This is a genomic window from Sorangium sp. So ce363 (genome assembly GCF_051520435.1).
Taxonomy (GTDB): Bacteria; Myxococcota_A; Polyangia; order Polyangiales; family Polyangiaceae; genus Sorangium; species Sorangium cellulosum_B.
The window spans coordinates 4,174,486-4,191,580 of the sequence record NZ_CP150333.1 but is presented as its reverse complement, the minus strand read 5'-3'; the positions used below and the strand labels follow the sequence as shown (position 1 = coordinate 4,191,580).

The window sequence follows — 17,095 nt, the reverse complement described above, 5'->3', positions numbered from 1 at the left end:
CCTCGGGCAGGTAACACCACTCTACCAGCGGCACGCGAACTTCGTCAACAGTGTTAACGAATGTACTGTACTCGTGTATTTATAAACCTTGTGAACGCTCACAGGCAGGCTGTGCAGTGAGGGCGGCCGATTCGACGCGTGGTGACTCGGTAGCCAAGCCATCGGCTTCAGATATCGAGTCGAACGAGGCGACTCGCTAGCGCCGGTGTCTCAGCGGACGTGGATATCGGGCTTCGGCGCCGCAGCCATCCCCTCCCCGATATGGAAGCTCGGGTGAGGCGGCTGGTTGTAGGCGCCGTTTTGCCACGAGATGGCAACGCGGTACTGCGGATCGTGCATCAAGGTGTAGATCCGGTTCGTCGCGACCTGGTTCGTGGTGAAGATGCGGATGGAATCGCCGCAGCGGAAGATCACCTCTTCACGCCAGTCGCCCAGGATATCGGCGCTGAGCGTCGGCGTGCTCTTCGTGCCGTTGTTCGAGGTACACCCGGCGGCCGTGAAGTTCCCCCCTTGGCCGTCGGCCTGGCGGATGCCGTTGCCGTCGAGGAGCTCCCGGCTCGGGTCAGCGTCCCACCAGATGAGGAAGTTGCTCGACGCAGGGCGGCTCCCGACGCCATCGCCGTCCGAGCCGCGCAGCAGCTCGCTGTTGTTGACCCACGCCTCGCTGCCAGGGCTGCGCGGGTCGACATCCGCCGCCACGCCCCGGCCAGGGCCCTCCTCGCCGCCGTTGCCTGGCCCCTTCCAGAGGACCTCGCACGTGCGGGCGTCGCGCATGGCGTAGGCGGGTGCGTCGCCGCTCTCGTACGGCTGGAACACCTCGAGACCAGGGCGCGACGGGACGTGATCCGTGACGTGCAGCGCGTCGCCGTGAGCGTAGTAGTCCACCGCGCAGAGGCCCGTGCCGTCGTTGTCGAACGTGGCGCCGCCGTTGATGATCTCCTGCTGCGGGTCGTCGTCCACGTTCGCGACGCTGATGGAGTGGCAGCCCTTGCCGCCGAACGCCTCGTTGGCGCGGCTCGAGCTGGAGTCGAACGTCCAGAGGCTCGAGAGCGCGCCGTCGCGGTAGTTCCAGGCCGAGAGCGTCGTGCGTGCGTAATAGCCGCGCCCGAACACCACGCTCGGGCGCCCCGTGTCGTCGAGGAACGCGATGGTGCCGACGAAGCGGTCGACGCGGTTGCCGTAGCACTCGTTGTTGCCCCAGCTGCACGGGTCGCCGCGCCCGACCTTGAACTCGGTCGTTGCGAGCTCTGCGCCGGTGTCGCCGGCGAACACGGTGAGGTACTCCGGGCCGGTGAGGATATAGCCGTCGTTGTTGCGGTAATCCTTGGAATCGTCATCGCCGGCCGCGGGCCCCTTGCTCAGGTACTCGCCCCTCCCATCGCGCGTCCCCGGCGCCGTCTTGACGGCCACCTCCGCCTTCCCGTCGCCGTCGAGATCGTACACGAGGAACGGCGAGTAGTGCGCTCCGGCCCGGATGTTCACGCCGAGATCGATGCGCCAGAGCCGCTTGCCGTCGAGCGAGTAAGCGTCGAGGTAGGTCTTGCCGGTGCGGCCGGCCTTCGAGTTGTCCTGGAGGTTCGACGGATCCCACTTGAGGATGATCTCGTAACGCCCGTCGCCGTCCACGTCTCCCACGCTGCCATCGCCGCTCGAGTACGTGTAGCCGTCCCCTGCGGGCGGCGGTGTCGTCGGGATGGACAGGGTTCCATCCTTCCACACGGGCGCGGACTCCGACTCGCCTTGCTCGACGCCGCCGATGACGGGGCGCACGGTGTAGACCGAGCTCGGAGAGCCGTCGCGGTCCACGAGGTTCGTGGAGTCCGCGAGCGGCGCGGCGTTGACCTTGGCGCCGTCGCGGTAGACGTTGAACGCGATGTCGTCGGGGTCGTAGCCGAACAGGCGAAAGCCCACGTACGTGCCGCCGTCCGTGGGCACGGCCACGACACCGCGGTCGAGGTCTTCCATCTGCGCGAACCCCGTCGGCCCGCCGGCGCCCGCGCCGCCGCCCGAGCCGCCGCTGCCGGTCGCGGCGCTGGTCGCAGCGCCGCCGCTGCCGGACGCAGCGCTGGTGCCCGCGCCGCTGCCGCTGCCGCTACCGCTGCCGCTGGACGCCGCGCCGGTCGCGCCGCCGCCCGTCCCGGCGCCCTCCCCGCCGGCGCCGTCCAAGCCGGTTCCGGGTTCACCGCTCGATCCGCATGCCAGGTGAGCGGCAGCGAGCGAAAAGCAAATCAAGAAAATAGGTCGTCTCATGCATACCTCGCGCGGCCCCTCATCGTCCGGTCGGCGCCTCGCCTCCCGGCCGTGAGCGGAATGGTGGCCTCGTTTCTCACCCAGGTTGTGAGAGCAGGACGAAGTCAGTCACAAGAATTGCACGGGACGCACGATTTCTCGGGCATTGAAAATTTACCGCCCCGCACCTGAGGACAACGGGCTCGACTGGCCCGAGCCCCATCAGGGCAGCAGGAGCTCGCGCTCGAACGGCTCGCCGCGAGACCTGTCGTGGCGGGGATTGGGGATGGCGCTGCTGCCGTGAAGGCGCGCGCGGCGCTTCTACAGCGGTTTCCGCCCACCTCTGCACCATCCAGAGCAGAGCGGCAGCAGAGCGGCGGTCTCCCGCACAGGAGACGGGCCCAGATCGGCGTTTTCGGCGCGCAAGCGCACTCCGGTGCGCTGAGCACCGAAAACGCCGAGGTGGGCCCGTATCCGAAGCGGGCGACCGCCGCTCCGCTCTAGGTCTGACGAGCGACCGTGAGGACGCGGAACGTCTGGTCGGCGGCGGCGCCCGGCTTGCGCCGGGTGCCCCACCCCACCGCGGCCCGGTAGCTCCCGAGCAGCCCGGACGCCTCGAGCCGTTCCTCGTCCACGGCGACCGGTCGCTCCGCCTCCGGGGCCACGTAGAGCGCGTCCACCGGGCAGTAGGCCTCGCACATGAAGCACGTCTGGCAGTCGCCCTGCCGGGCGATGACAGGCGCGCCGCCCGGGACGCGCTCGAACACGTCGGTGGGGCAGACCTCGACGCAGAGATCGCACCCGATGCACCGGGCATCGCTGACGAGCTCGATCATGGCGCCTGCGCCTCCGCCGCGGCCGCGCCGATCGACGCCGGCGCGGCGGACTCGGGGCGCACCCACACGTGGTCCAGACCGCCGGTGATCAGCCGCCGCTGCTGCGCCGGATCGAGCCCGGGATGGTCCGTGTGTTTGTGCATGCCGCGCGTCTCGGTGCGCGCGCGCGCCGCGTTGAACATCCAGCGCGCGGTGGCCACCATCGCGGCGCTCTCCCGCGCCCGCACGGCCCCGCGCACCGCCGCCTCGGGCGAGGCCTGCCGCACCTCCCGCCACAGCCCATCGAGCCTGTCGAGCGAGGCCGCGAGCCCCCGCGCGGTGCGGAAGAGGTTCTTGTCGTACGGGAACACCTCGTCTTGCACCGACCGGATCACCCCCTCCGCGTCGAGCGGCCTCGTCCCGCCCGCCGCCGGGATCGCGGCGCGGCCGGCCCCCTCGACGACCCGCCGCCCGGCGCGCGGGCCGACGCTGCGCGCGAACAGGGCTGCTCCCTCGCCGGCCCACTGGCCCGAGGAGATGGCCCACGCGGCGTTGTGGCTGCCGCCGCCCGTGAATCCGCCGCAGATGAGCTCTCGCGTCGCGGCGTCTCCGGCGGCGTAGAGCCCCGGCGCCGATGTGGCGCAGCCGTGACTGGTGATGCGGATCCCGCCCGTGCCGCGCACGGTGCCCTCGAGCCGCAGCGTGACGGGGAACCGCTGCCGGAAGGGATCGATGCCGGCGCGATCGAAGGGAAGGAAGAAGTTCGGCTGGGCCGTGCGCATCCACGCCTGGAGCGCCTCATCGGCCTTGTCGAGCTGGGCGTAGACCGGCTGCGTGAGGAGGGTCTCCGCGATCACGGACCGGCCGCGCTGCGAGCCGGCCCCCTCGATCACGCGCCCGTCCTCGTAATAGAACGTCGCCCAGTTGTAGAAGAGGGTCTTGGTGACCGACGCGAAGGCCGGGGCGATCGCGTAGGCGTTGGAGAACTCCATCCCTGACATGTCGGCGCCCGCCTCGGCGGCCATCAGCCCTCCGTCGCCGGTGAGGACGTTGGTGCCGAGCGCCTTGCTCAGGAAGGCGCAGCCGCCGGTGGCGATGACCACGGCCCCGGCCCTCACCACCCACCTGTGCCCGAGCTGCCGGCAGATGCCGGCCGCCCCGGCGACCACGCCGCTCGCGTCGACGAGGAGCTCGATCGCGGGGCTGTGATCGAGGATGCGGACGCCCGCGAGCTTCACCCGCTTGCGCATGAGGCGCATGTACTCGGGGCCTTGCAGGCTGCGGCGGACGGGCTGCCCGCTGTCGTCGACAGGAAACGGATAACCCCAGGTCGCGAGGTCGTTCACGCTGGCCCACGTCTTGTCGAGCACGCGGTCCATCCAGCCGCGGTCCGCCAGGAAGCCGCCCAGCCCCTCTCGGCTGGCCTTGGCCGCCTCGCGCATCTCGGGGACCGGGGGCACGTACCACACGCCGACCCCCGAAGGCGCCGTGGCGCCGCTGCTGCCGCAATACCCCTTGTCCGCGAGCACGACGCGCGCGCCCTTCGCCGCCGCGGCGAGCGCGGCCCAGGTCCCGGCGGGCCCGCCGCCCAGCACCAGGACGTCGGCCTCCAGCGCCAGCGTGTCGCTCCCGTCGAGGACGCGTCCGACCTCGCCCTCAGGCTCCAGTTCCTCGCTCATGATGGGAAGGCTCCCTTGTTCAGGCCAGCTGTCTTGTCCGCCCCTCTTCACTTCACTGCGATTGCAGCCGACATGCCATGGCCCGTTTCCCTGCGTCGATCCGGCGGGCGGTGCCCTCGTTGCTGGCGAGGCACCAGGGCCTGCTGCCCCGGTGCTGCTCCGGGCGCACCTCCGCGGGCCCCGCGCGCGCCTCCGGGCGCACCTCCGCGGCCGCGCGCGCGCCTCGACCCCTGGGCCGCGGCTACTGCAGCCGGAAACCCATCGCCAGGAGCGCCGCGCGCAGCCGGTCGCGCCCACGCAGCGCCTGGGCCGACTCGACACGCGCGGCCGAGTGGCGGCTCCAGCTCCCCTGCACGCCCATGCGCTCCTTCGAGTAGAAGCGCTCCATGAGCTGGTCGTAGGCGTCGAGCGCGCCCACGCTTCGCTCGAACGCGCCGTACTGCTCGCGGTGCAGGACGACCTCTTGCGGGAGCCGCGGCTTGATGCTCGCCGGGGTGGCCGGGTCGGGCCAGCCCACGCACAGGCCGAACGTCGCGAACACCTGGGGCGGCAGGCCGAGCTCGGCCGCGACCGCTTCGGGGTGGTTCCGCAGCGCCGATATAGACCGTGCCGAGGCCGAGCGACTCGGCCGCGACGAGCGCGTTCTGCGCGGCGAGCGCCGCGTCGACCACCGCCATGACGAACATCTCGAGGTAATCGAGCCCCTCGTGCCCCACGCCGCGGTGCTTCGCGAGCTCGCCGAGCCGCCGCAGATCGGCGAGCCAGACCAGAAACAGCCCGCACTCGCGGACGTGCGCCTGGCCGCCGGCGAGCTCCGAGAGGCGCCGCCGCCGCTCGGCGTCCTGCACCGAGAGCACGCTCCAGAGCTGCAGGTTCGACGAGCTCGGCGCCGACTGCGCCGCGGCCACGAGCAGCTCGAGCGTGCCCTCCGGGAGCGGCTTCGGCGCGTAACGCCGCACCGAGCGATGCCCGAGCAGCGCCTCGATCACCTCGTTCCACTGCGCGAAGCGGGGCGCCGGTCCCTCGCTGCCGTACCGCTCGCCGAAATACCCCAAGCCGCGATCACTCATCGGTCTGCTCCTTGCCATCCTTGCAATCGATCGTCTCTCGCAGCGCGGGACGTACTCCCCTGCCACGATGCCAGGTCGTTCCTTGCGCGCCTCGGTGCCGCGAGCGCACGGCGCGACGATCCCGGGGAGCCGTGCCGGCCAGGCCGATATCCGTTATAACGGACGAATCATCCGCCAGAAAGAGCAAAACCGCTGTGTTCGCCGGGTGAGAGGAAACCCGTGCGGGCGCGGGACCGCTTGCGGTGAGCCGATCGTGGCCCAACGCCAGACTTATGAAAATTTCCACTATAGCTATATCCGGACTCGGCCTCGCGGCGCTGGCGACGGGGTGTGGCAAGGAGGAACGTGCGCTCGCGGAGGAGCGCCCGGCACAGCCCGCCATGGTCGAGCGGCAGCCCGCCGAGCCGCCGCTCGTCGCGACCGAGGTGCCCGTGCCTGGCGATCTGCCGGCGTTCGTCGTCACCGGGCCTCTCGGCGCGTGTCCGCGGATGGTGTTCCTTCACGGCATGTGCGGGCATGGGCTGGGCTACGTGCAAGCTTTCGCGAGGGCGGCGCGGGAGCACGGCGGTGTGCTCGGGCTCCAGGGCAACGTGCCCTGCGGCGCCGGCGGGGTGTTCAGCAAGTACTCGCCCGACGCCGAGGAGCAGGACGGCCGCATCCGGAGCGCGCTGGCGGCGTGCGGCGGCGAGGCGGAGGACCTCGTGGTCATCGGTTACTCGCAGGGTGCCTATATCGCGGAGCGGCTCGCGGAGCGGTGGCCGGAGCGGTACTCGCGGCTGGTGCTGCTCGGCGCGCCCACGACGCCCTCGGCCGCGCGCCTCCGGGACATCCGGGGAGCGGTGATGATCAGCGGCGAGCTCGACGCCACGTACCGCATGAAGGAGGGCGCGAGCGGGCTCCTCGCCGCGAAGATACCGGCGGTCTACCGGGAGATGCCCGGCGCGCACCACGGAGAGCTGCCGGACGCCGAGCGGGTGATGGACGAGGCGCTCGACTGGCTCGACGAGAACGCGCGGCCCCGCCTATGACCGGGGGCCCGGCGCGCGTGTGTTATGGATCTCGCGCAGAGGGTCGAGCGCGCGCCCTCCGAGGCGCCGCGGGGCGTGGCAGGCAAGGAGAGCAGCCGTGGAGCGAAAGAACTATCCTGCGCTGGGTGATCCGGCGGGTCCGTACGTTCATGCCGTCGAGCACAACGGCTTTCTGTTCCTTTCAGGGCTGACGGCCTTCGGCTCGCCCGCTCAGAAGGGCAGTGTGTCCGAGCAGGCAGAGGCGATCTTCTCCCAGATCGCGAGCATCGCGCGCGCCGAAGGGGTCGGCCTGGACGCGGTAGCCAAGGTGACGATCTTCGTCACGAGCCTCGACGAGCTCGTGGCGCTGAGAGAGACCCTGTTTCGAATCTATGGCACCGCGCTGCCGGCGAGCTCTCTGGTCCGTGTCGCCGGGCTCTTCTCCCCTGATCTGAAGATCGAGGTGGAGGCCGTGCTCGCCCTCTCTTGAGCGCCTGTCCGGCGGCGCGGGCCGGGATCACACCGCGGGCGCCGCGCCTGCCGCGCGGGAGCACCCCTCGACGTCCTCCCAGAACGTCGGGTACGTCTTCGCGACGCAGGCCGGATCCTCGATGGTGATCCCCGGCCGGCACAGCCCCAGGATCGCGAAGCTCATCGCCATGCGGTGGTCGCTGTAGCTGCGCACGAGCGCGGGCGTCAGCGGCCGAGGCTCGATACGGAGCCAGTCGTCGCCGTGGGTCACCTCCTGGCCCAGGCGGCGGAGCTCCGCGACCGTGGCGGCGAGGCGGTCCGTCTCCTTGATCCGGATGTTCGCCACGTTCCGGATCGTCGTCGGCCCCTCGAGGAGCGGAGCGATCGCGGCCAGCGTCATCACGGTGTCCGAGATGTGGTGCATGTCGACGTCGATGCCGCGCAGGCGCCCGTCGCTGCGCACGGTGGTGGCATCGGCCTGCCGGCTCACGCGCGCGCCTGCCTGCTCCAGGAGCTCGACGAACCGGTAGTCTCCCTGCAACGCCCCCTCGGAAAGTCCGGGCACGGTGATGGCGCCGCCCGCGGCCGCGGCGAGCGCGAACGGATAGCTCGCGGACGACGCGTCGGGCTCGATCGGGTACGCCCGCGGGCGGTACCCCGCGGCGGGATGGACCGTGAACCCGCCCGCGGCCTCGTCGATGCGACCGCCGAAATCCGCGACCATGCGCCGCGTGATCTCGACGTAGGGGCGACTTACCAGCTCGCCGGCCACGCGCAGGTCGATGGCCGCCTCGGCGAAGGGGCCTGCCATCATCACCGCCGAGAAGTACTGGCTGGAGCGATCGCCGCGCATCGTCAGCGTGCCGCCCTTCAGCCGGCCGCCCCGGATCCGGAGCGGCGGGCACCCGGTCGCGCACTCCACGTCCGCCCCGAGCTGCCTCAGGCCGTCGACCAGATCGGCGATCGGCCGCTTGGCCATGTGCTCGTCGCCGACCAGCACCACCTCGCCCGGCACGAGGCACGCGAGCGCCGCGAGGAACCGCACTGTGGTGCCGCTGTTCCCGATGAACAGCTCGCGCCCCGGCGCGCGCAGCCGGCGCCGCCCTCCCTTCACCACCAGCGTGTGCGGCCCGGCGTCCTCGATCCCGATCCCCAGCGCTTCCAGGGCGGACCGCATGTGCCGCGTGTCGTCGCTATGGAGCACCCCCTCCAGCGTGCTCTCACCGTCGGCGAGCGCAGCCAGCACGAGCGCGCGGTTCGTGATGCTCTTCGAGCCAGGGACCCGCCAGATCCGATCCGGCGGCGAGGACAGCGGGGTGATGGGCAGTGGACCGGCAGGGATCATGGGGGCGGCGGACTATAGCGGGGCGCATCTTCGTGCGCCACGGGCTCATCGCGCTGCGCGACGGAGCCCGGATCACACGAATCTGCGCGGCGCCGCGCCGCCGCGCCTCACTGCGGTGCGTACGCCTGGAACTGACCGCCCACGTGCAGCAGCGCCATGAAGTACAGCATGCCGTCGTAGTAGCGGTACTGCCCGCTCGGGGGATCGAGGTCCCAGAGCGCCTGGACGAAATCGGCGGACCGCGGGCCTTTGGCCGCCAGGCTGGCGGCCGCGTTCATGGCGACGAGCCCCGAGGAGTGGTCGGCGCTCAGCGCCTCGCCGTCGAGGGTGAACTGGTTCCCGTACTCCGCTCCTTGCGCCTCGAAGAACGCCTGGATCCGATCGCTGAGCTCCTGCTGGCGCTCATCCTTCGCCCACCACGCCCAGTCGACGGACCAGTTCATCGCGGTGCGCCACGCGTCGAAGCGGAAGTCCACGGACTCGGGCTTCCACGACGCTGCCTTGGGCGTGCCGTCGAAATTCGCGTAATCGGGCGTGAGCCCCGTCTCCGGGTGGGCCGCGAGGTGGAAGTAGCCGCGGCTCACCTCGGCCGCCTCGCTCCAGAAGGCGCGGTCCGCTTCCGGACCGTACTTGGCCCAGATCTCGTAGAAGGCCGGCAGGTGATACGACGGATCGGTGTGGTCCCCGTTGGTCTCGAAGTTCCCCGTGTCCGGCGTGAAGCGGATCTGGTGGTTCTCGGTGTTGAAGAGCGTCGACCCGGTCGTCGTGCGCGTCTCCCCGTTCCCGAAGGACTCCCCGGTGATCTCCGGTCGGTTCTTCATCAGGTCGAGCAAGCGATCCGCTTCCGCCCGGTAATTGTAGATGCCATCACCATTGCCCCAGCGCCCCGACGCGAAATAGAGCGCCGTCGCGAAGTACTCCTCGCCGTCCGGCGCCGGCATCTCGTCCAGCGGGGTGCCGTCGAAATTCATCTGCCACGAGAAATACCCGTACGCCGGGTGCGTCTCGTCGGCGTGGAACATGTAGGTCTTCGCCCAGTTCCAGAGCGCGTTGAACTCCGCCTGATGGTCTGTCTGGACGGCGATCATCATGCCGTAGCTCATGCCCTCCGAGCGCACGTCCTCGCTCGCGATGTCGCGGATCTGCGCGAGCGGGCCGTTGTCGTTCTCCTCCTGCGCGAAATAGACGGCCTCTTCGGCCGGATCACCCTTGAAGAGATGGTCCCAGGCGGCCGCGATCTTGGCATTCACCTCGTCCTGCGTGCGCCCGTTCTCGACGAAGAGGTTGCGGTACTCCCCCGTATCGACAGCCCCGCTCCCGCCAGGCGTCGACGCGCCGCCCCCGCCGTCGCCGCCCCCGCCCCCGCCCCCGCTCCCGCCTCCGCCATCGGCAGAGCCGCCGGTCCCCCCTGCTCCGCCCGTGCCCGAGGACACGCTCCCTGCACCGCCGGAGCCACCGTCGTCATCCCCGCACGCGACGGCCGCCAAGAGCAGACCCACCGAGAGAAACCGCAGCGAATTCCGATTCATAAGATAGACCTCCTGTGACGAAGCCCAGCGTGATCCCCGTGGATCGGGCACCGTTCAGGCCGCCTCGCCGTGCATGACACGCCATGATCCGACGCGCGCAACAGCGCCGCGGCTTGGTTGCGAACACCCCAGCTCAGGACGAACGCGGTCTGACAGTGATGCTCACGACCGCACACGCGAGAGCGCCCGGGGCGTCACGCGATGAACAGTGACCATGGAATAATCGGAGCTCTCTGTAAAGACAATTCACACACCGCTTTCCTCGCCCCAATCACCGACCGCTGCCCACGACATGGTCGCGGTCGATCGCGCCAGCCCGAACCTCCCAGTCCGATCGAGCGCGATGACGCCCCCGGTGATGTCGAGGCGCTCCGCCAGGTGCGCGATGATCCCGCTCGCCGCGTCGACCGCGCCGATGCCCGCGCGCATCCGCTCCACGGCCGAGTGCGCCACGGCGAGCCGGATCATCCCCTCGCCGTGGCCGGTCGTCGACACGGCCCCGGCCTCGTCGTCAGCGTACGTCCCTGCCCCGATGAGGGGCGAGTCCCCCACCCGCCCGACCCGCTTGTTGACCGTGCCGCCCGTGCTCGTCGCCGCGGCGGTGAGCCCGCCCTCGTCGAGCGCCACCGCGCCGACCGTGTTGCCCGCCCAGGAGGTCGCGCGGATGCCTTGCTGGGCCGCCGCGAGCGCCTCCCGGGCCGCCTCCGTGACGAGCGCCGCCTCGCCCACGGGCGTGAACCCCTGCATCCGCGCGAACCGCGCGGCGCCGTGCGCGGCGTACAGCACGTGCCGGCCGTCCTCCAGCGCCGCGCGCGCGATCGCGATCGGCTCGGCGAAATCCGAGAGCGCGCAGACCGCGCCGGCCCTGAGCCCGCGGCCCTCCATGATCGACGCGTCGAGCTCGATGTGGCCTTCCTCGTTCAGGACCGCGCCCGTGCCCGCGTTGAAGAGAGGATCGTCCTCGAGGACGCGCACCGCGCGCTCGACCGCGTCGAGCGCGCTCCCTCCCTCGGAGAGCACGCGCGCTCCCTCGCGCGCCGCGCGGAGGCACCCCGCCGCATGCAGCGGCCGCCGCTCCGGAGCGACGTTGCCCGCGCCGCCGTGGACCAGGACGGTGCGCCGCCCGCCGCGCCCGCCCAGAGAATGGATGACGTGCTTCACGATCGTGGCACCCTACCGCGGCGCGCGCCCGGAGGTCCACGCCCACCCGACGCTCACTCGGGCGGGAGCGCGCTCCGCTTGGCCTTGAGATCGTAGGCCATGCCGCACGGCAGCGCCGCGACCACCGGCGCGACGCTGAGCTCTCCGGCGACGAGGTCCTCGCACCGAGACCCCGCCGTGGGCACGAACTCGAAGGACATCGTCGCCAAGAACCCCGCGACGTCATCCCCTCTGCCGCCGAGCTGCCCGAGCGCCCGGTCGCGGCGCTCGACGGAGCACGGCGGCCCCGGGGGCGCGTCGCCCGCGCGCATGTCCACCACCACGCGCCCGTCGATCGAGAAGCTCACCTCGTCGTCGTCGATGACGCCTTCGATCACGCTGGCGCCGTTGTTCCAGTAGAGGGCGCCGTCGCCGCGCGCGAGATCCACGTCGAACTCCCACAGGCGCTTCGCGCCGAGCGCCCCCTCCCCGCACGTGTTCGCCGTCTGCGTCCCGACCACGTGGAACGCGCCGAGCGCAGTCCCCAGCTCCGGCGCCTCGCGATCCCCGAAGGCGTCGGCGCACGCTGGAAGCAGGGGCAACGCCGGCAGCAGCGCGAGCAGCAGCATCCGCATCGAGCCCGCGTACCAGACGGGCACGGCGCAGGACAAAAAAGCGCTCGCGGGCAATGGAAATAAAAACGGGTCGGGTGCTTCACTCGCACCCGACCCGTCCCGTGGGCCTCTACCGGAGGCCTTCTGGACCCCGCTTGATCCCGCCTGTGCGGCGCCCCCCCTGTCCCATCGCGACGAGCATTCAGCCCCGGAGCGCCGGTGAGAATCGTTGCCGGAAGACCTGAGTCTTCCTCGATTCCCTCTCTGCCGGCCTCGCGGAGGTCGCGATGGCAGTCAACAGGTTATCGAGCGCCGGACCTGGCCGAGCGCGGTAGCGTTTTGCAAGGCCCCGATGACCCTGCGTCCACGCTCCACGAGGGTCAGCCGTTCCCAGCCTCCGGTATAGAAGAGCCACTGGTACTGTGCATGGTGTCCATCCCTCCTCCGGCTTGCCGGCACCCCGCGCCGGATCGAAAGAGATCGTCCGGCATGGCAAGGGTGTTCGATTGCGGATCAGCGGAGAGCCCGCCGATCTGGTGTCGACCCCAGCACCGTGGTGCTCCACGGCAGGACCATCCTGGAGCTGATGCTCCGTCCGAGGCCGAGGACCAGCGTATCACCGCTGTTCAGGCGAGCAAGGGGCTCACGCACCGAAACATCGAAAGCGATTCTCTTCCATTCCATCCATGTCCACCCACGGTCCGCTTGGTCCCACCGCTCCCACCGCGTCTCGCAGCGCAGCCGGGCAGGCGTCGTTCGACGCCGCACGTCGCACGCCGCACGTCGCACGCCGCACGCGGGCAGGCAGGCGTCACCGGAGGAGCAGCCAGGCAGGGCGAGGTGCAAGGCGCGTCTCGGCAGGACGAGGCGCAGCGCGCTCCAGCGAGACGACGTGCCGGACGCAAGCGCTCAGCTGCCGGAACAGGTCCGGTGGAACGACGGCGAGGACGTCGCGCGGCGGGCCGGCGCGCCGTGACCGGGCCCCGCGCGCGTCAGACGTGTGCGAACCAGCTCGCCTCCTCGCCCTCCGGCAGCGCCGTGGCGAGGACCGCGAGCATCGCGTCGATCTCTTCCTTCGTGTGGACCCCGCTGCGCAGGATGGCCGCCGGGCCGTCGCCCCCGGGCACCACGACCGACTCCACGGCGAGCGCGGTGTTGACTCCGTAGCCGTAGGACGCCAGCGTCACGACCGCGGTGGCTTCGCGGTCGTCGAGCAGCCGGCGGATCGTCAGCGTGCGGCGCACGCGCTCGCTGTCCTCGGCCCACGACGCGAGCCACGCGCGCGCCGCCTCGTCGAGGCCGACGAGCACGAGCTGCGCAGGAGGCAGCGCGTCAGGATCGGCCGCGGCGACGGCGGCGCGGTGGAAGCCCCGCACCTCCCGGCACCAGAGCGGCGGCGCGCCGTCGACCCGCACGAGAAAGCCGTAGGGGCCTCGGGCCCCCTCTCGCTCCGAGCCCCCCGAAGAAGCGGAAGAGAAACTGTCGTTCGACACGAAGGGAGACGATACACGAGCTCTGCTCGGCGGAGGAAGCCCGCTCAATTGCGCAGCACGTCGAGCCGACACGGCTCCGCCCCGGTCACACGCACGCCACCTGGGTACGCCCGCCGATGCCCATGGCGCCCACAACGAGAGCGCCACACTCCTGGGATTTCGGCTAAGGTGGCCCCGCCTCCCCCGTGGAGCCCGTCCGGGACGGGGTGCGTCCTGCACCTACGGCGTCTCCCCGGCCGACGGGCTCCAGCCCGCAGCGACGGGTCGGGGCGGCAGCAGCGCCCGACGCCGGGCGCGCTGCCGCGGAAGGCCGGCGAAGAGGCCCGCCGGCGCATCCCGCGTCACCTCGATCCCGATCCGAACCGCAGGCAATGAAGCTCACGTCACAACAAGTCATCGAGATCGTCATCGCGCTCTGCGCCTACTTCGGCGTCGCGTTCGCGCTCAACTGGTTCGCCCCGTCGCGGCTCCGCATGCTCGCGCGGTACAGCACGGTCGCCGCGGGCGTCGCGCTCTTCTTCCATGGTCTGGACCGGTACATCGACGAGCACGCCCGCGCCGTGGACATGGCGAAGGTGGCGATCGCGATGGGCGCCGCGCTCTGCGTCTTCTACGAGACGCACCGCGAGGGGATGCGCCGGCCGATCGCGGAGCGCTGGAAGCGGTTCGCCGGCGTGGCGCTCGGTGTCGCCGCCATCATCGCGTACTTCAACGGCTTCCGCTTCGGCTATCCCAAGTATTACCACCGCTGGGATCAGTTCCATTATTACATGGGGGCCAAGTACTTCCCGGAGATGGGGTACGACGGCCTCTACAAATGCGCGCTGATCGCGCAGGACGAGCTGGGGCTCGTCACGTACACGAACGAGGACACCGGCCGGCAGGTCAAGCTGGACATGGCGAAGGAGGTCCGCCACCCGGACAAGAAGATCCGGAACCTCGGTGGCGACAACCTCCTCATGCCGGCGAGCGAGGTGCTCAGCACGCCCGAGATGTGCAAGGCGCACTTCTCACCGGAGCGCTGGGACGCGTTCAAGGCCGACGTGCAGTTCTTCCGGACAGCCTCGGACAAGGGCTACTGGGAGGACATGCAGAAGGACCACGGCTACAACCCGCCGCCGGTCTGGACGATCATGGGTAAGTTCTGGGCGGACCTCCAGCCGGCCAGCACCCGCTACCTCCAGTTCCTCGCCAGCTTCGATATTTTCTATCTGCTCGGGATGTTCGCCGCCCTCTACTGGGCCTTCGGGTGGCGGGTCTTCGCCGTCGCGGCGATCTTCTGGGGCTGCCAGTCGTCGGCGCCGTTCTACTGGACGGGCGGCGCGTTCCTCCGGCAGGACTGGCTCTTCTACCTGGTCCTCTCGGCCTGCCTCATCCGGAAGCGCTACTTCAAGCTCGCGGGCGCGAGCATGGTCTACGCGGGCCTCCTGCGCATCTTCCCGGGCCTGCCCGTGATCGGCTGGCTCACCGTCGCCGGGATTCACCTCGTCCGCCACAAGCGCATGGCGAGGTCGCACGTGCAGGTGCTGATCGGCGGCGTCCTCGCGGCCGCCGTGCTCATTCCGGTGAGCATGAAGGTCTCGGGCACGGACTCGTACCGGCAGTTCTACGAGCACACGCTCAAGGTGCACGACCAGACGCCGCTGACGAACCACATGGGCCTCCGCGTGCTCGTCGGCCACGAGCCCGGCACGGGCGTCGAGTCCGGCCGCATGAAGTACACGAAGGACACGAAGCTCGTCGATCCGTTCGAGGTCTGGAAACGGATGCGCAACGAGCGCTACGCGAAATACCGCTGGATCGCCTATGGGATCATCGCCGCGACCCTGGCGGGCTTCGTCTACGTGTGCCGGCGGGTCCGCTCGCTGTGGGTGGCCCAGTGCCTCGCCCAGATCTTCGTCATCCTGCTCTCGCAGCTCACCTGTTATTACTATTCATTCATGATCTTGAGCGCGCCGCTCACCCGGGTGAAGCGCCAGATCGAGGTACCCCTGTTCGGCCTGGCGGCGCTCAGCCAGTTCATCTGGATCACGTTCAACTACAACGACGACAAGTACACTGCGCTCACCGCTGTCTCACTCGCCTTCTGCTATTACCTGCTCTGGATCTTCTCGGGTAAGACGATGCCGTGGGCGCGGCAGCCCGAGCCGGCGAGCGAGGACGGCGGAAAGCCGACGGCCCAGCAGGCGTGAGGCGCTCGCCTCCTGCTGGGTCGCCACGGCAGCGCCTCCCATGCCTGGAAACAAACGATGACAGAAGTAGAGCGAGAGCATCCCGACGAGCGAAGCGACCTCCAGGGAGACGAGGCCCGGCCCAGCGATCCTGGGGCGGCGGCCGACCGGGGGAACACGCCGGCTCCGCCGCGCGGTGACGACCGGGCGGTCCACGCTTTCCGGAAGGTCCCGCGGACGGGCGTCATCTACGTGACGACCGAGGCCGCGCGCCTCGGCTTTAACCCGGGTCGGGACTCCGCGTCCGCGGGTCCCTCCGAGGCAGGCGCCGACGAGGGGACGGACGGCTGGTGCAACCTCGGGCAGGGCCAGCCGGAGACGGGCCCGCTCCCGGGCTCGCCCGCGCGCTGCGCGGCGGTGCCGATCTCCGGAGACGACCAGGAATACGCGCCCGTGGCCGGCCTTTGGGAGCTGCGCGAGGCGATCGCGTCGCTCTACAACCGCGCGTACCGGCGGGGCATGCCGTCGCGCTACACGGCCGAGAACGTGGCGGTGTCGGGCGGGGGTCGCATCGCCCTCACCCGCGCCGCGGCGGCGCTCGGGCAGATCAACCTCGGCCACTTCCTCCCCGATTACACCGCCTACGAGGAGCTGCTCGACGTCTTCCGGCTGTTCTCGCCGATCCCGATCCTGCTCGAGGGCGAACGCGGCTACTCGTTCTCCGTCGGCGACCTGCGCCGCGAGATCCTGGGCCGCGGCCTGAGCGCGATCCTCGCCTCGAACCCCTGCAATCCGACCGGGAAGCACGTGCGCGGCGAGGAGCTCGCCGCCTGGGTCCGCACCGCGAAGGAGCTCGATTGCGCGCTCTTGCTCGACGAGTTCTACTCGCACTACGTCTACGGGATGGGGGACGTCGCCCCGATGGAGAGCGCCGCGCGCTACGTCGAGGAGGTCGACCGCGATCCGGTCGTGATCTTCGACGGCCTGACCAAGAACTGGCGCTACCCCGGCTGGCGCGTCACCTGGACGCTGGGGCCGCGCGAGGTCATCGAGGCGGTGGCGAGCGCCGGCAGCTTCCTCGACGGCGGCGGCTCCAAGCCGATGCAGCGCGCCGCGGCAGAGCTGCTTACCATCGAGCACACCCGCGCCGAGACGACGGCCATCCACCGGACGTTCTCGCACAAGCGCGAGATCATGCTCGAGGGGCTGCGCAGGATCGGCGTCACGGTCGACGCGGAGCCCGAGGGCACGTTCTACGTCTGGGGCTCGGTCGCGGATCTGCCCCCGGGGCTCTCCGACGGCTACGGCTTCTTCCGGGCGGCCCTCGGGGAGCGGATCATCGTCGTGCCGGGCGAGTTCTTCGACGTCAACCCCGGCAAGCGCCGGGCGGGGCGGCCGTCGCGGTTCCGTCACCACGTCCGATTTTCTTTCGGCCCGAGCGAGGACGTCCTCGTCCGGGCGCTCGGGCGGCTAGAGCGCATGGTAGGCGAGCGTCGCCGGGCCTGACACCGGCGGCGCCGCGCAGGGGAGCG

12 protein-coding genes and 1 pseudogene are annotated in these 17,095 nt (G+C 70.6%); 4 read left to right on the top strand and 9 right to left on the bottom strand.

What is annotated here, in order from left to right; translation table 11 throughout:
* Positions 1–210 precede the first annotated feature (210 nt).
* From WMF12_RS15970 to WMF12_RS15955, 4 genes and pseudogenes are all read right to left on the bottom strand, one after another.
* Positions 211–2,166, bottom strand: a complete 1,956-nt coding sequence (locus tag WMF12_RS15970) for a rhamnogalacturonan lyase (protein WP_437872375.1) — start codon at positions 2,164–2,166, stop codon at positions 211–213.
* 563 nt (positions 2,167–2,729) lie between these two features.
* Positions 2,730–3,065: a 4Fe-4S binding protein gene (locus WMF12_RS15965; RefSeq protein ID WP_437872374.1), complete on the bottom strand. Its 336-nt coding sequence runs from the start codon at positions 3,063–3,065 to the stop codon at positions 2,730–2,732.
* Positions 3,062–4,723 carry an FAD-dependent oxidoreductase gene (locus tag WMF12_RS15960; RefSeq protein ID WP_437872373.1) on the bottom strand — a complete coding sequence of 554 codons (1,662 nt, stop codon included), beginning with the start codon at positions 4,721–4,723 and terminating at the stop codon, positions 3,062–3,064. The genes WMF12_RS15965 and WMF12_RS15960 overlap by 4 nt, the downstream gene beginning before the upstream one ends.
* A gap of 241 nt (positions 4,724–4,964) precedes the next feature.
* Positions 4,965–5,793, bottom strand: a pseudogene (locus tag WMF12_RS15955) (NADPH-dependent oxidoreductase).
* Positions 5,794–6,173: 380 nt separating this feature from the next.
* On the opposite strand from WMF12_RS15955, the gene WMF12_RS15950 reads away from it, so the two are divergent.
* Positions 6,174–6,821: an alpha/beta hydrolase gene (locus tag WMF12_RS15950; RefSeq protein WP_437872372.1), complete on the top strand. Its 648-nt coding sequence runs from the start codon at positions 6,174–6,176 to the stop codon at positions 6,819–6,821.
* A 97-nt stretch (positions 6,822–6,918) separates the two neighbouring features.
* Positions 6,919–7,290 carry a RidA family protein gene (locus WMF12_RS15945; RefSeq protein WP_437872371.1) on the top strand — a complete coding sequence of 124 codons (372 nt, stop codon included), beginning with the start codon at positions 6,919–6,921 and terminating at the stop codon, positions 7,288–7,290.
* Between the two features lie 27 nt (positions 7,291–7,317).
* Here the strand turns inward: WMF12_RS15945 and aroA are convergent, their stop codons facing one another.
* From aroA to WMF12_RS15920, 5 genes are all read right to left on the bottom strand, one after another.
* A complete protein-coding gene (gene aroA / locus WMF12_RS15940) occupies positions 7,318–8,616 on the bottom strand; it encodes a 3-phosphoshikimate 1-carboxyvinyltransferase (protein WP_437872370.1) in 1,299 nt (432 codons plus the stop codon).
* 107 nt (positions 8,617–8,723) lie between these two features.
* Entirely contained in the window at positions 8,724–10,145 is a 1,422-nt protein-coding gene (locus WMF12_RS15935) for a glycosyl hydrolase family 8 (protein WP_437872369.1), read from the bottom strand.
* A gap of 246 nt (positions 10,146–10,391) precedes the next feature.
* Complete coding sequence (locus WMF12_RS15930) at positions 10,392–11,306, bottom strand: isoaspartyl peptidase/L-asparaginase (RefSeq protein ID WP_437872368.1); 915 nt, start codon at positions 11,304–11,306, stop codon at positions 10,392–10,394.
* 53 nt (positions 11,307–11,359) lie between these two features.
* Positions 11,360–11,944 carry a hypothetical protein gene (locus WMF12_RS15925; RefSeq protein WP_437872367.1) on the bottom strand — a complete coding sequence of 195 codons (585 nt, stop codon included), beginning with the start codon at positions 11,942–11,944 and terminating at the stop codon, positions 11,360–11,362.
* Between the two features lie 947 nt (positions 11,945–12,891).
* Entirely contained in the window at positions 12,892–13,392 is a 501-nt protein-coding gene (locus tag WMF12_RS15920) for a hypothetical protein (protein WP_162143993.1), read from the bottom strand.
* Positions 13,393–13,763: 371 nt separating this feature from the next.
* Here WMF12_RS15920 and WMF12_RS15915 point away from each other — a divergent pair, with 371 nt between their 5' ends.
* Both WMF12_RS15915 and WMF12_RS15910 read left to right on the top strand, forming a co-directional pair.
* Complete coding sequence (locus WMF12_RS15915; protein WP_437872366.1) at positions 13,764–15,584, top strand: hypothetical protein; 1,821 nt, start codon at positions 13,764–13,766, stop codon at positions 15,582–15,584.
* A 57-nt stretch (positions 15,585–15,641) separates the two neighbouring features.
* The gene (locus WMF12_RS15910) at positions 15,642–17,069 is read left to right on the top strand and encodes a pyridoxal phosphate-dependent aminotransferase (RefSeq protein ID WP_437872365.1); all 1,428 of its coding nucleotides are present in this window, start codon (positions 15,642–15,644) and stop codon (positions 17,067–17,069) included.
* Positions 17,070–17,095 lie beyond the last annotated feature (26 nt).

Bases quoted from the DNA above. Each gene is read 5' to 3' on its own strand.
- aroA (WP_437872370.1), bottom strand. From the start codon at position 8,616: ATGATCCCTGCCGGTCCACTGCCCATCACCCCGCTGTCCTCGCCGCCG.
- WMF12_RS15915 (WP_437872366.1), top strand. From the start codon at position 13,764: ATGAAGCTCACGTCACAACAAGTCATCGAGATCGTCATCGCGCTCTGC.
- WMF12_RS15965 (WP_437872374.1), bottom strand. From the start codon at position 3,065: ATGATCGAGCTCGTCAGCGATGCCCGGTGCATCGGGTGCGATCTCTGC.
- WMF12_RS15935 (WP_437872369.1), bottom strand. From the start codon at position 10,145: ATGAATCGGAATTCGCTGCGGTTTCTCTCGGTGGGTCTGCTCTTGGCG.
- WMF12_RS15950 (WP_437872372.1), top strand. From the start codon at position 6,174: ATGGTCGAGCGGCAGCCCGCCGAGCCGCCGCTCGTCGCGACCGAGGTG.
- WMF12_RS15910 (WP_437872365.1), top strand. From the start codon at position 15,642: ATGACAGAAGTAGAGCGAGAGCATCCCGACGAGCGAAGCGACCTCCAG.
- WMF12_RS15960 (WP_437872373.1), bottom strand. From the start codon at position 4,723: ATGAGCGAGGAACTGGAGCCTGAGGGCGAGGTCGGACGCGTCCTCGAC.